General features: G+C 73.1%; 22 protein-coding genes. 13 read left to right on the forward strand and 9 right to left on the reverse strand.

Features of this window, described 5'->3' with window-relative positions; genetic code table 11:
- From ACSNOC_RS14505 to ACSNOC_RS14530, 6 genes are all read right to left on the reverse strand, one after another.
- Window positions 1-2,043 (reverse strand): glycosyltransferase, encoded by a 2,043-nt coding sequence (locus ACSNOC_RS14505; protein ID WP_436747821.1) that lies wholly within the window; start codon window positions 2,041-2,043, stop codon window positions 1-3.
- Window positions 2,044-2,181: 138 nt separating this feature from the next.
- Window positions 2,182-3,585 (reverse strand): HAMP domain-containing sensor histidine kinase, encoded by a 1,404-nt coding sequence (locus tag ACSNOC_RS14510; protein ID WP_436747822.1) that lies wholly within the window; start codon window positions 3,583-3,585, stop codon window positions 2,182-2,184.
- Window positions 3,586-3,594: 9 nt separating this feature from the next.
- Entirely contained in the window at window positions 3,595-4,314 is a 720-nt protein-coding gene (locus tag ACSNOC_RS14515) for a response regulator transcription factor (protein ID WP_436747823.1), read from the reverse strand.
- 15 nt (window positions 4,315-4,329) lie between these two features.
- A complete protein-coding gene (locus ACSNOC_RS14520; RefSeq protein ID WP_436747824.1) occupies window positions 4,330-5,265 on the reverse strand; it encodes a S1C family serine protease in 936 nt (311 codons plus the stop codon).
- A gap of 87 nt (window positions 5,266-5,352) precedes the next feature.
- Window positions 5,353-6,378 carry a LacI family DNA-binding transcriptional regulator gene (locus ACSNOC_RS14525; RefSeq protein ID WP_436747825.1) on the reverse strand — a complete coding sequence of 342 codons (1,026 nt, stop codon included), beginning with the start codon at window positions 6,376-6,378 and terminating at the stop codon, window positions 5,353-5,355.
- Between the two features lie 90 nt (window positions 6,379-6,468).
- The gene (locus ACSNOC_RS14530; RefSeq protein ID WP_436747826.1) at window positions 6,469-7,227 is read right to left on the reverse strand and encodes a winged helix-turn-helix transcriptional regulator; all 759 of its coding nucleotides are present in this window, start codon (window positions 7,225-7,227) and stop codon (window positions 6,469-6,471) included.
- 272 nt (window positions 7,228-7,499) lie between these two features.
- On the opposite strand from ACSNOC_RS14530, the gene ACSNOC_RS14535 reads away from it, so the two are divergent.
- From ACSNOC_RS14535 to ACSNOC_RS14560, 6 genes are all read left to right on the forward strand, one after another.
- Window positions 7,500-7,766, forward strand: coding sequence for a MoaD/ThiS family protein (locus ACSNOC_RS14535; RefSeq protein WP_436747827.1), 267 nt, complete (start codon window positions 7,500-7,502; stop codon window positions 7,764-7,766).
- Window positions 7,763-8,551, forward strand: coding sequence for a hypothetical protein (locus tag ACSNOC_RS14540; protein ID WP_436747828.1), 789 nt, complete (start codon window positions 7,763-7,765; stop codon window positions 8,549-8,551). The genes ACSNOC_RS14535 and ACSNOC_RS14540 overlap by 4 nt, the downstream gene beginning before the upstream one ends.
- 116 nt (window positions 8,552-8,667) lie before the next feature.
- Entirely contained in the window at window positions 8,668-9,390 is a 723-nt protein-coding gene (locus ACSNOC_RS14545; protein WP_436747829.1) for an LmeA family phospholipid-binding protein, read from the forward strand.
- Window positions 9,391-9,493: 103 nt separating this feature from the next.
- On the forward strand, window positions 9,494-9,595 hold the full coding sequence (locus ACSNOC_RS14550; protein WP_407702178.1) for a putative leader peptide: 102 nt from the start codon (window positions 9,494-9,496) through the stop codon (window positions 9,593-9,595).
- Window positions 9,596-9,718: 123 nt separating this feature from the next.
- Complete coding sequence (locus tag ACSNOC_RS14555; RefSeq protein ID WP_436747830.1) at window positions 9,719-10,558, forward strand: sulfurtransferase; 840 nt, start codon at window positions 9,719-9,721, stop codon at window positions 10,556-10,558.
- A gap of 52 nt (window positions 10,559-10,610) precedes the next feature.
- Complete coding sequence (locus tag ACSNOC_RS14560) at window positions 10,611-10,898, forward strand: DUF1416 domain-containing protein (protein WP_436747831.1); 288 nt, start codon at window positions 10,611-10,613, stop codon at window positions 10,896-10,898.
- 143 nt (window positions 10,899-11,041) lie between these two features.
- Here ACSNOC_RS14560 and ACSNOC_RS14565 read toward each other — a convergent pair whose 3' ends face one another.
- The gene (locus tag ACSNOC_RS14565) at window positions 11,042-11,404 is read right to left on the reverse strand and encodes a DsrE family protein (protein ID WP_436747832.1); all 363 of its coding nucleotides are present in this window, start codon (window positions 11,402-11,404) and stop codon (window positions 11,042-11,044) included.
- Between the two features lie 405 nt (window positions 11,405-11,809).
- Here ACSNOC_RS14565 and ACSNOC_RS14570 point away from each other — a divergent pair, with 405 nt between their 5' ends.
- From ACSNOC_RS14570 to ACSNOC_RS14580, 3 genes are all read left to right on the forward strand, one after another.
- On the forward strand, window positions 11,810-12,388 hold the full coding sequence (locus ACSNOC_RS14570) for an FABP family protein (protein ID WP_436747833.1): 579 nt from the start codon (window positions 11,810-11,812) through the stop codon (window positions 12,386-12,388).
- A gap of 276 nt (window positions 12,389-12,664) precedes the next feature.
- Window positions 12,665-13,213, forward strand: coding sequence for an inclusion body family protein (locus tag ACSNOC_RS14575; RefSeq protein WP_436747834.1), 549 nt, complete (start codon window positions 12,665-12,667; stop codon window positions 13,211-13,213).
- Window positions 13,214-13,301: 88 nt separating this feature from the next.
- Window positions 13,302-13,856 (forward strand): AidA/PixA family protein, encoded by a 555-nt coding sequence (locus tag ACSNOC_RS14580; protein WP_436747835.1) that lies wholly within the window; start codon window positions 13,302-13,304, stop codon window positions 13,854-13,856.
- An 8-nt stretch (window positions 13,857-13,864) separates the two neighbouring features.
- Here ACSNOC_RS14580 and ACSNOC_RS14585 read toward each other — a convergent pair whose 3' ends face one another.
- Window positions 13,865-14,620 carry an SDR family oxidoreductase gene (locus ACSNOC_RS14585; protein WP_436747836.1) on the reverse strand — a complete coding sequence of 252 codons (756 nt, stop codon included), beginning with the start codon at window positions 14,618-14,620 and terminating at the stop codon, window positions 13,865-13,867.
- Between the two features lie 175 nt (window positions 14,621-14,795).
- On the opposite strand from ACSNOC_RS14585, the gene ACSNOC_RS14590 reads away from it, so the two are divergent.
- Window positions 14,796-15,245, forward strand: a complete 450-nt coding sequence (locus ACSNOC_RS14590; protein ID WP_436747837.1) for a Fur family transcriptional regulator — start codon at window positions 14,796-14,798, stop codon at window positions 15,243-15,245.
- Between the two features lie 10 nt (window positions 15,246-15,255).
- A complete protein-coding gene (gene ygfZ / locus ACSNOC_RS14595; RefSeq protein ID WP_436747838.1) occupies window positions 15,256-16,230 on the forward strand; it encodes a CAF17-like 4Fe-4S cluster assembly/insertion protein YgfZ in 975 nt (324 codons plus the stop codon).
- 34 nt (window positions 16,231-16,264) lie between these two features.
- Here ygfZ and dtd read toward each other — a convergent pair whose 3' ends face one another.
- Complete coding sequence (dtd, locus tag ACSNOC_RS14600) at window positions 16,265-16,690, reverse strand: D-aminoacyl-tRNA deacylase (protein ID WP_436747839.1); 426 nt, start codon at window positions 16,688-16,690, stop codon at window positions 16,265-16,267.
- Window positions 16,691-16,843: 153 nt separating this feature from the next.
- Here dtd and ACSNOC_RS14605 point away from each other — a divergent pair, with 153 nt between their 5' ends.
- Entirely contained in the window at window positions 16,844-17,371 is a 528-nt protein-coding gene (locus tag ACSNOC_RS14605; protein ID WP_436747840.1) for an RsiG family protein, read from the forward strand.
- Between the two features lie 29 nt (window positions 17,372-17,400).
- The coding region (locus tag ACSNOC_RS14610) for an asparaginase (protein ID WP_436747841.1) at window positions 17,401-18,178 on the forward strand (778 nt) is incomplete at its 3' end.

The following is an 18,178-nucleotide window of genomic DNA, read 5'->3' on the forward strand; positions in this document are numbered from 1 at the left end:
TCAGGCCGCCGCGCCCGCGGCCCCCGTCGCGTCACCCGGGTCCGCGACATCCGCGGCGTCCCCGGCGTCCGCCGCCGAGACGGCCAGGCCGTGCGGCGCGGTGAAGAACGGGCGCACCTCCGTGGGACCCCGGTCGGGGTGGGTGAGGCGCACCGCCGGGAAGCTCTCGGTGCGGGTGCGGTCGATGCTGTCGCCGCCGATCCGGCCGACCGGCACCATGCCGCAGCCCGGCGCGAGCACCAGCTTCACGTCCCATATGTCCCGCGCCGCCGAACGCCGGGCCAGCGCGTCCGCGTACGGGAAGGTGAACTCCACGCGCCCGCCGGGCAGGCCGCGCAGCGGCATCCGCAGGTCGGCGCCGGTGCCGCAGCGGGAGATCGCCACCGCCTCGGCCCTCGGCGCCGGCCGCTTGGCGCCCGGCCCGAGCAGCGCGGCCACGACCGTGGCCGACGTCTCGTGCACGGTGATCGCCTCCACCTCGGCGTGCGCCCGGCGCAGCCAGGTGCGCAGGCTGAGGTCGCCCTCGCTGGTGGTGTACGGCAGCCAGCAGGCCACGCCGTGCTCGCTGACGGTGGGCTGGAGGGTGACCAGCGAGGCCGCGTCGATGAACTCGGCGGCCACCCGGCGCCGGGCGCCCGCGTCGCGCGGCTCCACGTAGCAGTCCCACCGGCCCTCGGGCAGGACGCGGACGGAACGTTCCAGCGTGACCGGAACCCAGCCGCCCGGGTCGCCCGGCTCGCGCAGGATCGGGACCCGTATCCGGTGGGCCTCGGGGTCCTCGCGGCGCATGGCCACGAAGTCGGCCAGGCCGCCGGGCGGCAGACCGGCCGCCTCCAGCGCCACCGTCAGGGAGCCGTCCGCGTCGACCGTGCAGCGGCCCCGGACGCGCGGCTGGTCGCCGTCCGGCACGCGCGGCGGCCGGGGGGCGCGCGGGGCGCGGGTGGTGGGGACGGCGGCGCGCAGCGCGTTGCGCAGCAGGCGCCGGCCGCGCCCGCGGCGGCCGGCGAGCAGTTCCTCGGCGAGTTCGGTGTAGCGCGCGGCGAGCGCCGCCGGGTCGTGGGCGGCGGCGGTGGCCAGCCCGGCGGCGGCGATGCGGTTGCGCTCCTCCGGGTCGTCGATCAGCCGCAGCAGGGCGTCGGCGAACGCGGCACCGCCGCCGGAGGTGGGCACCAGCAGCCCGTTGTGGCCGTGGCTGATGATCTCGCCGGGCCGCGAGGGACAGTCGGTGGCCACCACCGGCACCCCGCAGCGCATCGCGGCGAGGATCGCGGTGCCGTCGGGCTCGCCGTCGGACGGCACGGCGGCGATGGCGGCCTTGACCCACTCGGTCTCCATCGGCTCGGTGCGCGGCACGGCGCCCATGAGCCGGACGCGGTTGTACAGGCCGAGCCCGTCCACGCGCCGCTGGAGCGGCCCGGCGAGCGGCCCGGTCCCGTAGATCCGCAGGTTCCAGTCGGGACGGCGGGGGGCGATCCGGGCGAACGCGTCGATCAGCCGGTCGTGGCGCTTCACCGGCACCAGCCGCCCGGCCGCCACGATCGTGCGCGAGTCGCCGGGCGAGGGCCGGACGGCGACGGAGGGCACACAGCACGGCACGCACACCACGCGGGTCGCGCTGCCGGGCGGCAGCGCGGCGCGGTGGCGGGCGGCGTCCGCCTCCGAGCCGACGACGAACGCGTCCAGCCGCGCTATGTCCGCGGGGTCGGGCTCGGTCGGCAGGCCGCGGCTGAGGCGCCCGACGCGGGCGTAGCGGTCCTGGCCGTGCTCGGCGAGGAACCGGACGAGCGCCGGGCGGGTGGCGATGACCACGTCGGCGTCGGTGCGGCGCAGGTAGGCGGCGGCGCGGCGGCGGGAGTCCAGCAGCGGGCCGACGCGGACCCGCGGGTCGAGCGGCACGTGCGGCGGGGTGACCGTCCTGTCCGGCCGGCTGACGGCGGCGATCTCCACCTCGTGCCGCCCGGCCAGCGCGGAGGCGAGGCCGGCGGTGGACCGGGCGGCGGTGCCGCTGCCGTGAATGCTGTAGGCCAGAAAAGCGATCTTCACCGTTGCTTCACACCGTCTGCTCGTCGCGCATAGCCGGAGCAACCGTGCGGCATGCGCGTCCCCGGAAGCAAGCCGCGGAGGTTTTCTTGACGCGTTGCTTACGCGCCCCCGGCATATGCGCCCGGCCCGCGCCCGCGGCTACGCGCCCTCGCCGCCCGGCGGCGGCACGGGGGCGCCGGGCAGCGTCAGCACCGCCTCGGTGCCGCCGCCCACGGCCGGGTGCAGCGCCACCTGGCCGCCGCACTCCCGCACGGTTCTGGCGACGATGGACAGGCCGAGCCCCGAACCGGGCAGCCCCCGGGCGCCGGGCGAGCGCCAGAAGCGCTCGAACACGTGCGGCAGCTCGTCGGGCGGCACGCCGGGCCCGTGGTCGCGGATGCGCAGCACGCCGTCCCGCAGCGTCACCTCCACGCCGCGCTCGTCCCCGGCGCCGAACTTCACGGCGTTGTCCAGCAGGTTCACCACGGCCCGCTCCAGCGCGGCCGGCTCGCCCCGCACGAACCACGGGTCCAGCTCGGCGGCGATGGGCAGCGAACGGGCGCGCAGCCGGGCCCGGCTCACCGCCCTGCCCGCCGTCTCGTGCAGCGCCACGACCTCCAGCAGCCGCCCGCTGCCCGCCGCCCGCTCCGGCCGGGACAGCACCTGGAGGTCCCCGATCAGCGCGGCCAGCTCGGAGAGCTGCGCGGTCACCGACGCCAGCAGCTCCCGCCGGTCCGCCTCGGGCAGCGGCCGGCCGGTCTCCTCGCTGCGCGCCAGCAGCTCGATGTTGGTCCGCAGCGAGGTCAGCGGCGTGCGCAGCTCGTGCCCGGCGTCCGCGATGAGCTGCTGCTGGAGGTCCCGCGAGGACGCCAGCGCGGCGGTCATCGAGTTGAACGAACGGGACAGCCGGGCGATCTCGTCGTCCCCCGTCACCGGGATGCGGACGCTCAGGTCCTCGGTGCGGGCGATGTGCTCGGCCGCCTCCGTGAGCCGGTCCACGGGCCGCAGCCCCGCCCGCGCCAGCACCACCCCGGCGCCCGCGCCGCCGACCGCGCCCGCCGCCGCGACCAGGGCCAGCACCACGGCCAGCGCCTGCAACGGCTCGGTCACCTCCGCCATCGGCCGGGCCACCGTGATCGCGCCGCCGCGCACCGGCCGCGTCAGCACCCGGTACCGCTCGCCGTCCGAGCCCTCGGTGTCGTGCAGCGACTCGGCCAGCTCCAGCCGCGCCACGGCCAGGTCGGCCTCGGTCAGCTCCAGGGCCACGGTACCGGCCAGTACACAGCTCTGCGCCTCGCCGTAGATGAGCTGGATCGGGTCCCGGACCAGCCCCGGGATCTCGCCCAGCTCGCTCGGCTCCGCCTCGCAGGGCGCGCCGTACACCTGCGCCAGCTCCTCGCGGCCCGCGCTGTCCCGCAGCGACTCGTCCAGCGACGCCAGGAGCTGTCCGCGCACCACGAACCAGGCCGCCGCCGCGCACACCGCGACCGCGAAGGCCACGGCCAGTCCGGTCAGCAGGGCCAGCCTGGACCGCAGCGGCAACGCCGCGAATCTCCGCCGCACGCGCCGGCCTCAGACCTTCAGGACGTACCCGACGCCCCGGACCGTGTGCACCAGGCGCGGCTCGCCCGCGGCCTCGGTCTTGCGGCGCAGATACATCACGTAGACATCCAGCGAGTTGGACGACGGCTCGTAGTCGAAGCCCCAGACGGCGTGCAGGATCTGCTCCCGGGTGAGGACCTGCCGGGGGTGGGCGAGCAGCAGCTCCAGCAGGGTGAACTCGGTCCGCGTCAGCTCGATCACCCGGTCGCCGCGCGTCACCTCCCGGGTGGCCGGGTTCATCCGCAGGTCCGCGAAGGACAGCACCCGTTCGCGCGCCGCCGCGTCGCCCGGCTCCGGCCGGGCGCCGCCGCTCGTGTATGAGCCGCGCCGCAGCAGCGCCCGGAGCCGGGCCAGCAGCTCGTCCAGCTCGAACGGCTTCACCAGGTAGTCGTCGGCGCCCGCGTCGAGGCCGCTGACCCGGTCGCCGACCGTGTCGCGGGCGGTGAGCATCAGGATCGGCACCCGGTCGCCGAGGGCGCGCACCCGGCGGGCCGTGGTCAGCCCGTCCATGCGCGGCATGAGGACGTCGAGGACCACGGCGTCGGGCGCGTACGTCTCCAGCTTGGCCAGCGCGTCGACGCCGTCCACGGCGGTCTCGGTGACGTACCCCTCGAAGGCCAGGCTGCGCTGGAGCGCCTGCCGCACGGCGGGCTCGTCGTCCACGATCAGCACCCGGGGACCGTCACTCATGGAGCCAGTCTCGCATCAGGCACCGCTGCCGGGGCCCGCGCCGGAATCCGGGGCGTCCGCGGCGGCATCCGCGCCGGACCCGGACTCCATCGCGCGCAGCACCTCCTTCACGGTGTTGACGGGGATGGCGAAGCCCAGCCCCGCGCTGCCGGCGTCGGCCGACGCGCTGTACATGGCGGAGTTGACGCCGATGACCTCGCCCGCCATGTTGACCAGCGCGCCGCCGGAGTTGCCCGGGTTGAGCGACGCGTCGGTCTGGATGGCCTCGTAGGTGGTGGTGGAGGAGCCGACGTCGCCGTTGTACTGGCCGCCGCCGTACTCGAACGGCCACTCGGTCCAGCCCTGCTGCTGCCCGGTGCCCGCGCCGCCGCTGTCCCTGGCGACGGTCACCTCGCGGTCGAGCGCCGAGACGATGCCGCTGGTGACGGTGCCGGTCAGGCCCTCGGGCGAGCCGATGGCGACGACCTCGTCGCCCACCGACACGTCGTCGGAGTCGCCGAGGGTGGCCGGGGTCAGGCCGCTGACGTCCGCCGCCTGGAGCAGGGCCAGGTCGGTGTCCGGGTCGGTGCCGGTGACCTGGGCCCGCGCGGTGCTGCCGTCGTGGAAGGTGACCTCCACCGTGCCCGCGCCGGAGACCACGTGGTTGTTGGTGAGGATCTCGCCGTCCTCGGAGAGGATCACGCCGGAGCCGGTCGCGGTGGGGGTGGCGATCTCCACCACGCTGGGGCCGACGGCGGCGGCCACCGAGGCCACGGTCCCGTCCGTCCGCGCGGCCTGGTCGGCCACGGTGGTGCCGGACACGGCCGGCGAGCCGCCGCCGGTCACGGTGCCGGTGCCGTCGAGCAGTGCCGCGGTCCCTCCGCCGACCGCGGCGCTGACGAGGGCGACCGCGGCGAACAGGGCCACCGGCCCGCGCGCGGTCCGCTTCGGGTGCGTCTGGTCGTCTCTCATGGTCCCGACTCTGGGCCCGGAAAATGAGAGAACCCTGAGCCGTGGCTCAGAGTTCTCTCCGAAAATCTCCCGGTGCGTCCGGCGGGATCAGGCGGCCGGTCCGCAGCCGCAGGAGCGGCGGATGCGCAGCGCCACCGGGAACTGGCGGAGCCGGTCCCCCGGCCCCTGCTCCGGGTCGTCTATCGCCAGATCGACCGCCGCGCGGGCCATCGCCTCCCGGTCCGAGCCGACCGTGGTGAGCGGCGGATCGGTCAGCGCCGCCTCCTTCACGTCGTCGAAGCCCGCGACCGCCAGCTCGCCCGGCACGTCGATCCGCAGCTCGCGCGCCGCCCGCAGCACGCCGATGGCCTGGTCGTCCGTCGCGCAGACCAGGGCCGGCGGCCGGTCGGGCCCGGAGAGCAGGCCGAGCGCGATGCGGTACGCGTCGTACCGGTTGTACGGGGCCTTGAACAGCCGCCCCTCGGTGCTCAGCCCGGCCTGGGCCATGGCCCGGCGCCAGCCGGTGACGTGGTCGGTCACCGGGTCGCCCGACTCCGGCGTGGAGTCCACGCCGCCGAGACAGGCGACGTAGGCGTGCCCGTGGTCCACCAGCAGGTGCCGGGTGATCTGCTCCGCGCCGCCGATGTCGTCCAGGACGACGGCGACGTCGTCGATCGCGTCGGGCCGCCGGTGCAGCAGCACCACCCGCGCGTCCCAGGCGTCGATCTCGGCGGCGGCGTGCTCGCTGGGGCCCTGGCTGATGAGGATCAGGCCGGAGACCCGCATCCCGAGGAACGCCCGCAGGTAGTGCACCTCGCGCTCGTCCAGATAGTCCGAGTTCCCCACCAGGACCATCTTCCCGCGCTCGGCGGCGGCCTGCTCGACCGCGTGCGCCATCTCCGCGAAGAACGGCTGCCGGGCGTCCGGGACGATCAGGCCTATCAGGTCCGTCCGCTGGGAGGCCATCGCCTGCGCGACCCGGTCCGGGCGGTACCCCAGCTCCTTGATCGCGGCCAGCACCCGTTCCCGCGTGCTCGCGGCCACCGGACGCGGCCCGTTGTTGATGACATAGCTGACGACGGCGGTCGACGTACCCGCCAGTCGCGCCACATCGTCCCGCGTCACCTTGGCCACAGGCCGTAGTCTACGCGCGCAACCGCCCCGCGTGACACGGGGTCCGTGTCACACGGGGCGGCTGCCCTGCGGCCTGGTGCCGTGCGCCGCTCAACTGCGGGGGGCGGCGGCCTCCTTGACGACCTGCTCGGCCTCGCGCGTGACGGCGCGGGCGTGGTCGTCCTCGGTGGCCTTCTCCTTCTCCGGCACCACGAAGCGGTAGCCGACGTTGCGCACGGTGCCGATCAGGGCCTCGTGCTCGGGGCCGAGCTTGGCGCGCAGCCGCCGCACGTGGACGTCCACGGTGCGGGTGCCGCCGAAGTAGTCGTAGCCCCAGACCTCCTGGAGGAGCTGGGCGCGGGTGAAGACGCGGCCCGGGTGCTGCGCGAGGTACTTCAGCAGCTCGAACTCCTTGAAGGTCAGGTCCAGGACCCGGCCCTTGAGCTTGGCGCTGTAGGTCGCCTCGTCGACCGACAGGTCGCCGTTGCGGATCTCCATCGGGCTGTCGTCCGTCGTGAGCTGCTGGCGGCCGGTGGCCAGCCGGAGCCTCGCCTCGACCTCGGCCGGGCCCGCCGTGTCCAGCACCACGTCGTCCACGCCCCAGTCGGCGGTGACGGCGGCGAGGCCGCCCTCGGTCACGATGAGGAGCAGCGGACAGCCGGGGCCGGTGGAGCGCAGGAGCTGACAGAGGGAGCGGACCTGCGGCAGGTCCTTGCGGCCGTCGATGAGGATGACGTCGGCGCTGGGCGCGTCCACCAGGGCGGGGCCCTCGGCCGGCGCCACGCGGACGTTGTGCAGCAGCAGCTCCAGGGCGGGCAGCACTTGCGCGGACGGCTGGAGGGCGTTGGTCAGGAGAAGCAGCGAGCTCATAGGGGGGCGTTCCTTCCTCAGTCCTGGCGCGGGGACGATTCGAGCGGCTCTGCCCAGAAAGCGCGAAAGGACCCGGGTCGGCTTCGGTGCCCGGATCCTTACTTGCAGAGCAGCATAGCCGAAACAATTCACATTGCGTACTGAGAGGAATCACACTCCCGTCCGCGTTCGTCCGGCACGGGCGTGTATCCAGTCCCGATCAGGCGTCATCATGGGTCGGCACGGAAACGGGCGGTGGACCGGGGGAGCCCCGGGAGGACGGAGCGAAGGCGATGCCGAGCGGCACGATCCGTTACTGGGCCGCGGCGAAAGCCGCCGCCGGTACGGCGGAGGAAACATACGAGGCCACGACGCTCGCCGGGGCGCTGGCCGCCGCGCGGGACCGCCACGCCGACCGGCCGGAGTTCGCCCGGGTGCTGGCGCGCTGCTCGTTCCTCGTGGACGGCCGGCAGGTCGGCCCGCGGGCCCACGACGCCGTCCCGCTCGCCGAGGGCGGCACGGTCGAGGTGCTTCCCCCCTTCGCGGGAGGGGCCCGATGAGTGTGCGCACGAGCGAGACGCCGCAGGCGCCCAGGGCGCGCCACCGGGCGCGTTCGCCCATCATCGCGCCGGGGATCCAGCCCGCCGCGCTCACCGTGGCGCTGGCCGCGCTGCTCGCCGCGACCGCGCCGCTGGGCCAGGCCGCGGCGCTGCCCGCCGTGGCGGTGCTCCAGGCGGTGACGGCGGCCGGCTGGTTCCGGCTGAACGGCATGTGGCCGGCCCGGCAGGGCATCGCGCTGGCCTTCGCGGGCGGGCTGGCCACGGACGCGGCGGTGCTGGTCGCCGACGCGGACCGGGCGACCGAGGCGATGACCGGCGTGCTGGGCGTGTGGTTCCTGCTGGTGATCGTGCTCCAGCTCCGGCACCGTGGCTCGGCCGACGAGCGGCTGGACTCACTGACCGCGACGGCCGCGGCGACGCTGCTCACCGCGCTGGCCGCCGGGCTGCTCGCCGCCGTCGACGCCGCCCCGGCGGCGGTGGCGCTGACGGCCGCGGCGGCGGGCGCGGCCACGCTGTTCCGCGCGGTCCCCGCGCCGGGCGCGGTCACGGTCGTGCTGGCCCTGGCCGCCGCGGCGGCGGCCGGCGCGGCGGGGCCGCGGCTGAGCGACCTGGGCGGCCCGGACGCGATGGCGTTCGCCCTGGCCGGCGGCCTGGCGGCGCTGGCCGGACTGCGGGTGGCCAGCTACGACTTCCCGTCCCGTTTCGTCCACTTCACCGCCGGCGTCGCGCTGCCCCTGACGGCCACCGCCCCCGCCTGCTACGCGCTGACCCAGGTGCTGCTGTAGCCGTCGCACCCGTGTAACGGCCCTGCTGCAAGCGTCGCCCCGGCCGCCGGGGCAGCGGTGCGCCGGGTTACGCTCGCGGCGTTTTTTCTGGACCACACCATGGGGGAAGCGGCCCGATGCGCGCACTGCGGATAAGTCTGATCGTCTTCGGCGTGCTGCTGGTGCTCGCCCTGATCGCCGACCGGATCGCGCTGTCCATGGCCCAGGGCGAAGTGGCCTCGCAGGCCAGGAGCAGCCTCTCCCTGGACTCCGAGCCGGACGTCTCCATCAAGGGCTTCCCCTTCCTCACGCAGGTGCTCGGCAACCACCTGGACCGGGTGGACCTCGGCCTGGACGGCTACGAGGCGCTGGTGGACGAGCAGACGCTGACGCTGGAGGAGCTGGACGTCCGGCTGGACGACGTCGAGCTGGGCGACGGGTACTCCAGCGCGGTCGCCGCACGGGCCGGTGGCGAGGGGCTGATCTCCTACGAGGAGCTGACGCGGGCGTACGGCGAGCTGCTGGCGGTCAGCGGCACCGGCTTCGGCGTCGAGTTCGGCCACGCGGGCGAGGGGCGGCTGCTGCTGACCCTCCAGGCCTCCGTGCTGGGCCAGAGCCTGGACGTGGGCGAGGTGGCCGGTGACGTGGTGCTGGAGAACGGCAGCATCCGGCTGGAGGTCGCGGACGAGGACATCCCCGACACCGGCGGTCCCGAGGTGCAGGCGGCGATCCGCGAACAGCTCGACATCGTGCGCCCGATCACGGGCCTGCCCGACGGTCTGTCGCTGGACTCGCTGGAGCCCACGGAGGACGGCCTGGCCCTTACCATCACCGGCCGGGACGTCGACATCACCGGCTGACGGCCGCCCCCCTTTCCCCTCTCATCCCACATTCCAGTCAAGAACGTCTCAGCATCCGGAACAGCGGTGACATGACCGCCGCAGTCTCCGTACGATCGCGGGCATGACGCGACAGGCCACGGGTACCCCCGCCGGGGGACTGACGAAGCGACGGGCGGTTGATCTCTGCCGCGTCGCCGCCATGCTCTGTCGCCGCGTCGGCTGACAGACCACGCACCATTCCCGCGCGGCGCGCGCCGCACCGCCGTGCCCCCGCGAAGGCGTCGCGTACGTCTCACACCCCGGTACGCACCACCCCTCCCTGCCCGATCGCCGAAGGAGACCAAGCATGAGCCGCAGTGACGTCCTGGTGGACGCCGACTGGGTCCAGGACCACATCGACGACCCCAAGGTCGTGATCGTGGAAGTCGACGAGGACACGTCCGCCTACGAGAAGAACCACATCCGGAACGCCATCCGCATCGACTGGAAGAAGGAGCTCCAGGACCCGGTCCGCCGCGACTTCGTGGACCAGGCCGGTTTCGAGGCGCTCCTGTCCGCCAAGGGCATCGCCAACGACGACACCGTCGTGCTCTACGGCGGCAACAACAACTGGTTCGCGGCCTACGCCTACTGGTACTTCAAGCTCTACGGCCACGAGGACGTCCGCCTGCTGGACGGCGGCCGGAAGAAGTGGGAGCTGGACGCCCGCGAGCTGGTCGAGGACGTGCCGCAGCGCGCCGCCACCACGTACCGGGCCAAGGAGCAGGACACCTCGATCCGCGCCTTCCGCGACGAGGTCGTGGCCGCGATCGGCGCCCAGAACCTGGTGGACGTCCGCTCCCCCGACGAGTTCAGCGGCAAGCTGCTGGCCCCCGCGCACCTGCCGCAGGAGCAGTCGCAGGTCGCCGGCCACGTCCCCAGCGCCCGCAACATCCCCTGGTCGAAGTCGGCGAACGACGACGGCACCTTCCGTTCCGACGAGGAGCTGCGGGAGCTGTACCAGGAGGAGGGCGTGGACCTGGCCAAGGACACCATCGCCTACTGCCGCATCGGTGAGCGTTCCGCCCACACCTGGTTCGTGCTGCACGAGCTGCTGGGCGTGCCGAACGTCAAGAACTACGACGGCTCCTGGACCGAGTACGGCTCGCTGGTCGGCGTGCCCGTCGAGACCGGCCCGGCCAAGTAACCCGGCGCCTGGGCACCTTCCGGGCCCGGCATCACACGTAAGGAAGAAGCGCATGTGCGGAGCGAAGCCCGGCGGCCCCGACGCCGCGGGAATCAAGCCCGGTGAGACGACCATCCAGGGTTCGGTCACCCGGAACGGCGAGCCCGTGACCGGTTACGTCCGACTGCTGGACAGCACCGGCGAGTTCACCGCCGAGGTCCCCACCTCGGCGACCGGCCAGTTCCGGTTCTACGCGGCCGAGGGCACCTGGACCGTGCGCGCGCTGGTGCCCGGCGCCACGGCGGACCGCAAGGTCGTCGCCCAGCAGGGCGGGCTGACCGAGGTCACCATCGCCGTCTGACACGCCTCAGGGCCGCGCCCCCGGTCGTCTCGTCCGGGTGGCGCGGCCCTGAAGTGCGTCGTCTTCCGTCCGACGTCTGTCTCGCACGTGTTCCCCAGAGGTACCGGCGGATCCCGTCTCGTCCGTGCGGACCCGCCGGGCGGTCAATAGACGAGCGCGCGTACGCCGTCGGACATGATCTCGCTCACGAAGACCTGTGCCCCGGCGATCCGTACCCCGTCGATCACATCCTCCTCATCGATCCCCCTGCGGGCGGCACACTGCGTGCACAGCGTGATCCGCCCCCCGGCCTGGATACCGTCGATCAGGTCCGGAAGCGGTGCCGCGTGAGGCAACTCGAACTCCGCCGCCCGCCCGGGAAGCGCGAACCACGCGGACTCCCCGGTCAGCCACAGCGACACCTCCACCCCGCTGGCGGCGGCCACCGCCGCCACCGTGAACGCCTGCGAGCACCGCTCGGGGGCGTCCGCCCCCGCCGTCACCTTGATCACCAGCTTCTGAGCCATGGCGCCACCGTAGTCGTGAGGTCTACGGCGCTAGCGAGTCGTGCCACACGTGGCACACACCCAGTCCCCGCGCGGTCCCTGATGCATGGCTCCACCGCAGTTCGGACAACTCATGATCACACCCTTTCCACGCGCTTAGACGCGAGCGCGCCTTCACGCGTTCAGCCGCAGTGATCACAAAACGGTCAAGGCCGCACGCAAGCCACGTGCCTGTGCGACCCACCCACTGAGATTCCCCCGGTGGGGGCGACTAGACTCGGGCACGGACGGAATTCATATCCGAAGAACAAGGAGCACGCCGTGCTGGAGGCATTCTTCATCACTCTGATGGTCGCGGTGGGTGTCGGCAGCGCGGCCTTCGCCGCCCTGGTCGTGGCGAGGCTCTACCAGGGCCAGCGCTGATCCATGATCGAGATTCCGTCCGACCTCCACCCGGACCTCGTCCCGCTGGTCTTCCTGCTGGGCACCTGGCAGGGCGCGGGCGTCGCGGCCCTCGACAAGTTCGGGGACCCGGGGCAGGAGGCGTGCAACTTCGGCCAGGAGGCGTCGTTCTCGCACGACGGCCGTGACTTCCTCGAATACGCCTCGCACACCTGGCGCCTGGACGCCGAGGGCAACCGGCTGGAGCCGCTGGAGTCCGAGCACGGCTTCTGGCGGATCGGGCCCGGCCGGCAGGTCGAGGTCACGATGATCCGCGACCAGGGCGTCGCGGAGATCTGGTACGGCGAACTGGCCGAGGGCAAGCCGCAGATCGACCTCGTGACGGACGCGGTCGCGCGCACCCAGGGCTCCCCGGCGTACTCGGGCGGCAAGCGGCTGTACGGCTATGTGAACGGCGACCTGATGTGGGTGGGCGAGAAGGCCACCCCCGACATCCCGCTGCGGCCGTACATGTCGGCGCACCTGAAGAAGGCCGTGAACCCCAAGGAGTGGGTCGCGGACCTGAAGAACCTGCCGGACGACGGCATCGCTTTCTTCCGCTGAGACAGCGGACGGCACCTCCCCGGCCCGGTCGGCCGGGGAGGTTTTTCGTTCGCTCCGCGCACTGGCGGATCCCCTGTCGGACGGCGTAACGCCCCCCGCCTACGAATTGCGGGCCCTGTGGGCGTCTTTTACGGTGATGGAGGCTCGACGCTTCCCGCACATACTCATGATTCGCACGACGCGCCCCGTGGGCCGTTTTCCGAGAAAACCGGGACCGGCGTCATGAAGAGCAATTCCCGAAGGACCCGACACCGTAAGGGATCAAGAATGACCACCATGGCAGCACCCGAAACCGGGCAGATCGACCCCGCAGCGGTATCCGTCATCACCAACGTGCTGATCGCGTTCGACGCCGCCACCATCGTCGAAAAGTACCCCAACGCCTCGAAGGACCCGGCCAATCCGACCGGCATCCTGCCGAACGACGTCCGTGACTACATCTACATGACGGTCAAGCGGGACAAGATCATCGGCAACCCCGGTGGGGAGCTGAACTTCCAGGCGAAGGTGGGCGACGTCATCAGATGGCGGGAGACGACGTTCTCGCTCAACTTCGACTACAGCGCCCTGCTGTACCGGTACATGAGCAATGACAAGCTCATCACCGACCCCAGGCCCGTCGTGACCGAGAAGGATCTCCCCTATCCCGACCCGGACGCGCCGCTCGGCTCGCCGAAGTACCTGACGCAGACCATCAAGTCCCACTACTGGAGCGCCGAGGTGAAGAAGAAGGGCGTCGTCACGTACGACTTCTTCTTCCAGATCCTCGACGGGAATGACCTCAAGGGCTACTTCCGCTGGGACCCGAAGATCACCATTTCCTGATCACGGTCAGGATTCCGCCCGGGAGCGCGGGGCCGGATCGCACAGGATCCGGCCCCGCGCCATCGGCGGCTGAGGGAGGAAGACAACGATGCCCGAGTCACCGTCATGGCCGGGAAACGGCGACCATCAGTACCGTTCGAGATTTTTCGACATCACCATCGCGTTCGACACGTCGACCATTGTGGAGAAATACCCCGGCGCGTCGACGGACGAGAACAATCCGACCGTGATCGACGCGCAGTACATCCGCATGAAAATGCGGGGAGCCGGGATCACGGACCAGCCCGGGGACACCCTCACCCTTCCCGCGGAAGTCGGCGACGTCGTCCGGTGGTCCGAGACGACGATGTCCTCCGGCTTCGACTACAGCGCCCTGCTCTACCGGCACGGCACCGGGAAGATGCTCAGCCACCCTGCGCTCCTCGTGAGCGACGCCCTCGCGCCCTTCCCCGATCCCGATCGCCCCGGATCCCCGGCGTTCGACGTACAGACGGTGGTGGGCCACGCGTGGGCCGCGTTCGTCACCCGGGCCGGGTCCGAGACCCGCCGCTTCTCCTTCCAGATCGTCGCCGACAAGGAATTGCAGGGATATTTCTGCTGGGACCTCACGATCTACGCGGGACTGGTCCCCCCGCGTCCGTGACCGGCGGCTCAGGGTGTGCGCAGCGCCCCGCCGTCGACCGCGACGGTGGTGCCGGTGATGTAGCCGGCGGCCGGGGAGAGCAGGAACGCGGCGGTGCGGCCGAATTCCTCGGGGGTGCCGTAGCGGCCGAGCGGGATCGACTCCAGCGCGCGGCGGCGGGCCGCGGCGTCGGCCGACGCGTCCAGCTCCGTCATGCGGTCCGTCGCGATCCGGCCCGGCATCAGGCCGAAGACCCGGATGCCGCGCGGGCCGAACTCGTCGGCCATGTCCTTGGCGACCATGGCCAGGCCGGGTCGCAGGCCGTTGGAGATGCCCAGGCCCGGGATCGGGGAGCGGGCCGAGGTGGACAGCACCAGACCGACCGCGCCGCCCGCCGTCAGGCGGCCCACGACCGTGCGGGCGGCCCGTACGGCGCCGAGAAACACGTACTCGAAGGCCGTGCGCCACTGCTCGTCCCCGGCCTCGGCGGCCGTGCCCTGGGGCGGGCCGCCCACCGAGATCAGCGCGCCGTCCAGCCGCCCGAAGCCCTCCAGCGCCGTGTCCACCAGCCGGGCCGCCGTCTCCCGGTCGCCCAGGTGCGCCACCATGCCCAGGGCCTTGCCCGCGCCGCCGAGGCGTTCCACGGCGGCGGCCACGTTCCGCTCGTCGCGCGAGGACACCACCACGCGCGCGCCGTCGGCCACCAGCGCGGCGGCCGTCGCGAAGCCGAGGCCCTTGCTGCCGCCGGTCACGACGTAGACCCGATCCGCCAGTCCCAGATCCACCGCACCGCTCCCTTCCGCGTCACGTGCACTCTACGGCCCGCGACCGCGCCGGGCGTCCGGCACTTACGGCGGTTTGACGCCGGACCGAGCAGGATGGTGTCCGCCTCCTTGCACGGACCCCGCCGGATCCCCTCGGGCGGGGTCCGTGCCCTCTGGCTCTCCTACACTGGGCAGCGTGGTGAGCACCGACTGGCAGAGCGATCTGCGCAAGCGCGGCTACCGGCTGACGCCGCAGCGGCAGCTTGTGCTGGAGGCTGTCGAAAAGCTGGAGCACTCCACGCCGGAGGACATCCTCACCGAGGTGCGCCGCACCGCCGGCGGGGTCAACATCTCGACGGTGTACCGCACGCTGGAGCTGCTGGAGGAGCTGGGCCTGGTCTCCCACGCCCACCTGGGCCACGGCGCGCCCACGTACCACCTGGCGGAGCGGCACCAACACCTGCACCTGATGTGCCGGGACTGCGAGCGGGTCGTCGAGGCGGACATGGAGGTGGCCGGTCCGTTCGCGGAGCGGTTGCGCGAGAAGTTCGGCTTCGACACCGACCTGCGGCACTTCGCGATCTTCGGCCGCTGCGAGGAGTGCACGGCCCGCCTGGCCGAGGAGGCCCCGGCGCGGGAGCCGTAGGCTGGACGGCATGACGCCGTACGCGAGTCCGCTGCTCTCCCTGCCCGGTGCCGTGGCCGCCGACGCCCCGGACGCCGGGGTCGCCGCGCACTACGGGGAGCTGTTCAGGGAGCAACGCGCGCTGGCCCGGGGCGAGGGCCTGGTCGATCTGTCGCACCGGGACGTGGTGACCGTCTCCGGGCCCGACCGGCTGAGCTGGCTGCATCTGCTGCTCACGCAGCACGTCGCGGAGCTGGAGCCGGGCCGGGCCACCGAGGCGCTGATCCTCTCCGCCCAGGGCCATATCGAGCACGTGCTGTATCTGGTGGACGACGGCACGACGACGTGGGCGCACACCGAGCCGGGCGCGGCGCCCGCGCTGCTGGCGTACCTGGAGAAGATGAAGTTCCTCTACCGGGTGGAGATCGCGGACCGCACCGGGGAGTTCGCCGTGGTGCACCTGCCGGCCGGATCGATCGCCGGGGTGCCGGACGGCGCGGTGGTGCGCGAGACGCCGCACGGGCGGGACGTGTTCCTGCCGCGCGCGGGGCTGGCCGCGTTCGCCGCCGGGCACGGCCCGGTGGCCGGGGTGCTGGCGTACGAGGCGCTGCGCGTCGAGGGGCACCGGCCGCGGCTGGGCCGGGAGACCGACCACCGGACGATCCCGCACGAGCTGGGCTGGCTGGAGACGGCGGTGCACCTGAACAAGGGCTGCTACCGGGGCCAGGAGACGGTGGCCCGGGTGCACAACCTGGGCCGGCCGCCGCGCCGCCTGGTCTTCCTGCACCTGGACGGCAGCGAGGTGAAGCTGCCGGAGCACGGCGCCCCGGTGCGGCTGGCGGCGGACGGCGCCGAGGGCCGCCCGGTGGGCTTCGTCACGACGCCGGCCCGGCACCATGAGCTGGGGCCGATCGCGCTGGCGCTGGTGAAGCGGAACGTGCCGGTGGACGCCGAGCTGCTCGCCGGGGATACCCCGGCGGTGCAGGAGACGGTGGTCGAGCCGTAGGCGCGGCCCGCGGCGTTCGCCCGGCCGGCCCGGGTCACATCTCCAGCAGCACCGTGAACGGGCCGTCGTTGGTCAGGGTGACCCGCATGTGCGCGCCGAAGCGCCCCGTTTCGACGTGGGCGCCGAGGGCGCGGAGCCGCGCGCAGACGGCGTCGACGAGCGGTTCGGCGATCTCGCCGGGCGCGGCGGCGTTCCAGGTGGGGCGACGGCCTTTCCTGGCGTCACCGTAGAGAGTGAACTGCGAAACGACAATCAGAGGGGCGCCGACATCGGAGCAGGACTTCTCGCCGTCGAGCACGCGCAGCGTCCACAGCTTGTCGGCCAGCCGCTCGGCGGTCCGCTCCGTGTCGCCGTGCGTGGCTCCCACCAGCACACACAGCCCCTGGCCCACGATTTCACCGACGGTCTCGCCGTCGACGGTGACGGCCGCGCCGTTCACCCGCTGCACCACAGCTCGCATAAGGGCCATCATGCCGGAACGTTCCTGTTCGGCGTGGGAGAGCCGGATGGGTGCCAGAGCGCTGCGGCTGCCGGGTACACAGTGACACGATGCGTGCTACGGGGTACGTACCGCGCTACCGGACGGAAACGGGGACGAGGGGACTAAAAGCGGATGATCACACCGGGTCCCGACACACGCAGCACAGCGCCCTGGGACGTCGCGCAGCCGGAGCTGACCGCGCTCGGCCTGCCGCAGGTGCGGGAGCTGCGCCGGGCGGCGATTCGCGAGGAGGCCGATCTCAGCTACGTGCGGCGGATGCTCCAGGGGCGGATCGACATTCTGGAGGCGGAGCGCCGGCGGCGGATCGCCCAGGAGTCGGGGCTGCTCGACCAGCTGCCGAGCATTCTGGCGGACGAACCGTCACGCCAGCGGTCCTCGGCCCGCCACGTGACGCTCGGGCCGCCGGCAAGCGAGGAGTACCGGCGGCTGGCGGAGGAGATGCTGGACGAGGTCTCGCTGTCCGACCTGACCGCGCTCAGCGACGACGAACTGCACGACGCGCTGGGCCGGCTGGCGCGGTGGGAGGCGCAGGTGTCGCGGCGGCGGCAGTCCCTGCACCGGACGGCGGACGCCTGCGGCTCGGAGATCGCCCGCAGGTACCGTGTCGGGGAGGCGCAGGTCGACGACTTGCTGTCCTGACGCGCTGCTGCCCGGTGAAAGGACCGCTCATGTCCCCGTCCTCGCCGTCATCGCCGCCCGTGCTCGCGGAGGTCGTCCGGTCCGGGTTCGTGGAGGGACGGCACCGCGGCTCGCTGGTGATCCTGGCGGCGGACGGCACGGTGGAACGGGCGCTCGGCGACGTGACGGCGCCGGTCTTCCCGCGCTCCTGCAACAAGCCGATGCAGGCCGCCGGCATCCTGCGCTCCGGCCTGGAGCTGGCGGGCGAACGGCTGGCCCTGGCGGCGGCGAGCCACGCCGGGGAGGACTACCACCAGGAGCTGGTGCGCGCGCTGCTGGCCGAGCACGGGCTGGGCGCGGAGGCCCTGCGGTGCCCGGAGGACCGGCCCGGCTACGGCGAGGGTCCGGGGCCGCGGAGCCGGACGGCGATGAACTGCTCGGGCAAGCACGCCGCGATGCTGGCCGCGTGCGTGGTGCGGGGCTGGCCGGTGGAGAGGTACCTCGACCCCGACCACCCGGTGCAGGCGCTGATCCGCGAGACGGTGGAGACGGCGACGGCCGAGCCGGTCGGCCATGTGGCGGTGGACGGCTGCGGCGCCCCGCTGTTCGCCCTGTCCCTGACGGGTCTGGCCCGCGCCTTCCGGGCGCACGTGCGGGCGGCCCCCGGCACCCCGGAGCGCCGCGTGGCGGACGCGATGCGGGCCCACCCCGAGTACGTCGCGGGCACCGGGCGGCTGGACACCCTCCTGATGCGCGCGGCCAGCATCCGGGGAACGTCCAGCGGGCGCAGCCACAGGAAGTCCGCGTGCTCGCGGACGGCGGCGGACC

The organism is Streptomyces sp. URMC 129 (genome assembly GCF_051386415.1).
In the GTDB taxonomy this organism is placed as follows: domain Bacteria; phylum Actinomycetota; class Actinomycetes; order Streptomycetales; family Streptomycetaceae; genus Streptomyces.

Excerpts from the sequence above, each read along its gene's own strand:
- dtd (WP_436747839.1), bottom strand. The coding sequence starts at position 16,690 with ATGCGAGCTGTGGTGCAGCGGGTGAACGGCGCGGCCGTCACCGTCGAC.
- ACSNOC_RS14515 (WP_436747823.1), bottom strand. The coding sequence starts at position 4,314 with ATGAGTGACGGTCCCCGGGTGCTGATCGTGGACGACGAGCCCGCCGTG.
- ACSNOC_RS14545 (WP_436747829.1), top strand. The coding sequence starts at position 8,668 with ATGCGCGCACTGCGGATAAGTCTGATCGTCTTCGGCGTGCTGCTGGTG.
- ACSNOC_RS14555 (WP_436747830.1), top strand. The coding sequence starts at position 9,719 with ATGAGCCGCAGTGACGTCCTGGTGGACGCCGACTGGGTCCAGGACCAC.
- ACSNOC_RS14560 (WP_436747831.1), top strand. The coding sequence starts at position 10,611 with ATGTGCGGAGCGAAGCCCGGCGGCCCCGACGCCGCGGGAATCAAGCCC.
- ACSNOC_RS14605 (WP_436747840.1), top strand. The coding sequence starts at position 16,844 with ATGATCACACCGGGTCCCGACACACGCAGCACAGCGCCCTGGGACGTC.
- ACSNOC_RS14575 (WP_436747834.1), top strand. The coding sequence starts at position 12,665 with ATGGCAGCACCCGAAACCGGGCAGATCGACCCCGCAGCGGTATCCGTC.
- ygfZ (WP_436747838.1), top strand. The coding sequence starts at position 15,256 with ATGACGCCGTACGCGAGTCCGCTGCTCTCCCTGCCCGGTGCCGTGGCC.
- ACSNOC_RS14540 (WP_436747828.1), top strand. The coding sequence starts at position 7,763 with ATGAGTGTGCGCACGAGCGAGACGCCGCAGGCGCCCAGGGCGCGCCAC.
- ACSNOC_RS14565 (WP_436747832.1), bottom strand. The coding sequence starts at position 11,404 with ATGGCTCAGAAGCTGGTGATCAAGGTGACGGCGGGGGCGGACGCCCCC.
- ACSNOC_RS14530 (WP_436747826.1), bottom strand. The coding sequence starts at position 7,227 with ATGAGCTCGCTGCTTCTCCTGACCAACGCCCTCCAGCCGTCCGCGCAA.
- ACSNOC_RS14550 (WP_407702178.1), top strand. The coding sequence starts at position 9,494 with ATGACGCGACAGGCCACGGGTACCCCCGCCGGGGGACTGACGAAGCGA.
- ACSNOC_RS14570 (WP_436747833.1), top strand. The coding sequence starts at position 11,810 with ATGATCGAGATTCCGTCCGACCTCCACCCGGACCTCGTCCCGCTGGTC.
- ACSNOC_RS14520 (WP_436747824.1), bottom strand. The coding sequence starts at position 5,265 with ATGAGAGACGACCAGACGCACCCGAAGCGGACCGCGCGCGGGCCGGTG.
- ACSNOC_RS14580 (WP_436747835.1), top strand. The coding sequence starts at position 13,302 with ATGCCCGAGTCACCGTCATGGCCGGGAAACGGCGACCATCAGTACCGT.
- ACSNOC_RS14535 (WP_436747827.1), top strand. The coding sequence starts at position 7,500 with ATGCCGAGCGGCACGATCCGTTACTGGGCCGCGGCGAAAGCCGCCGCC.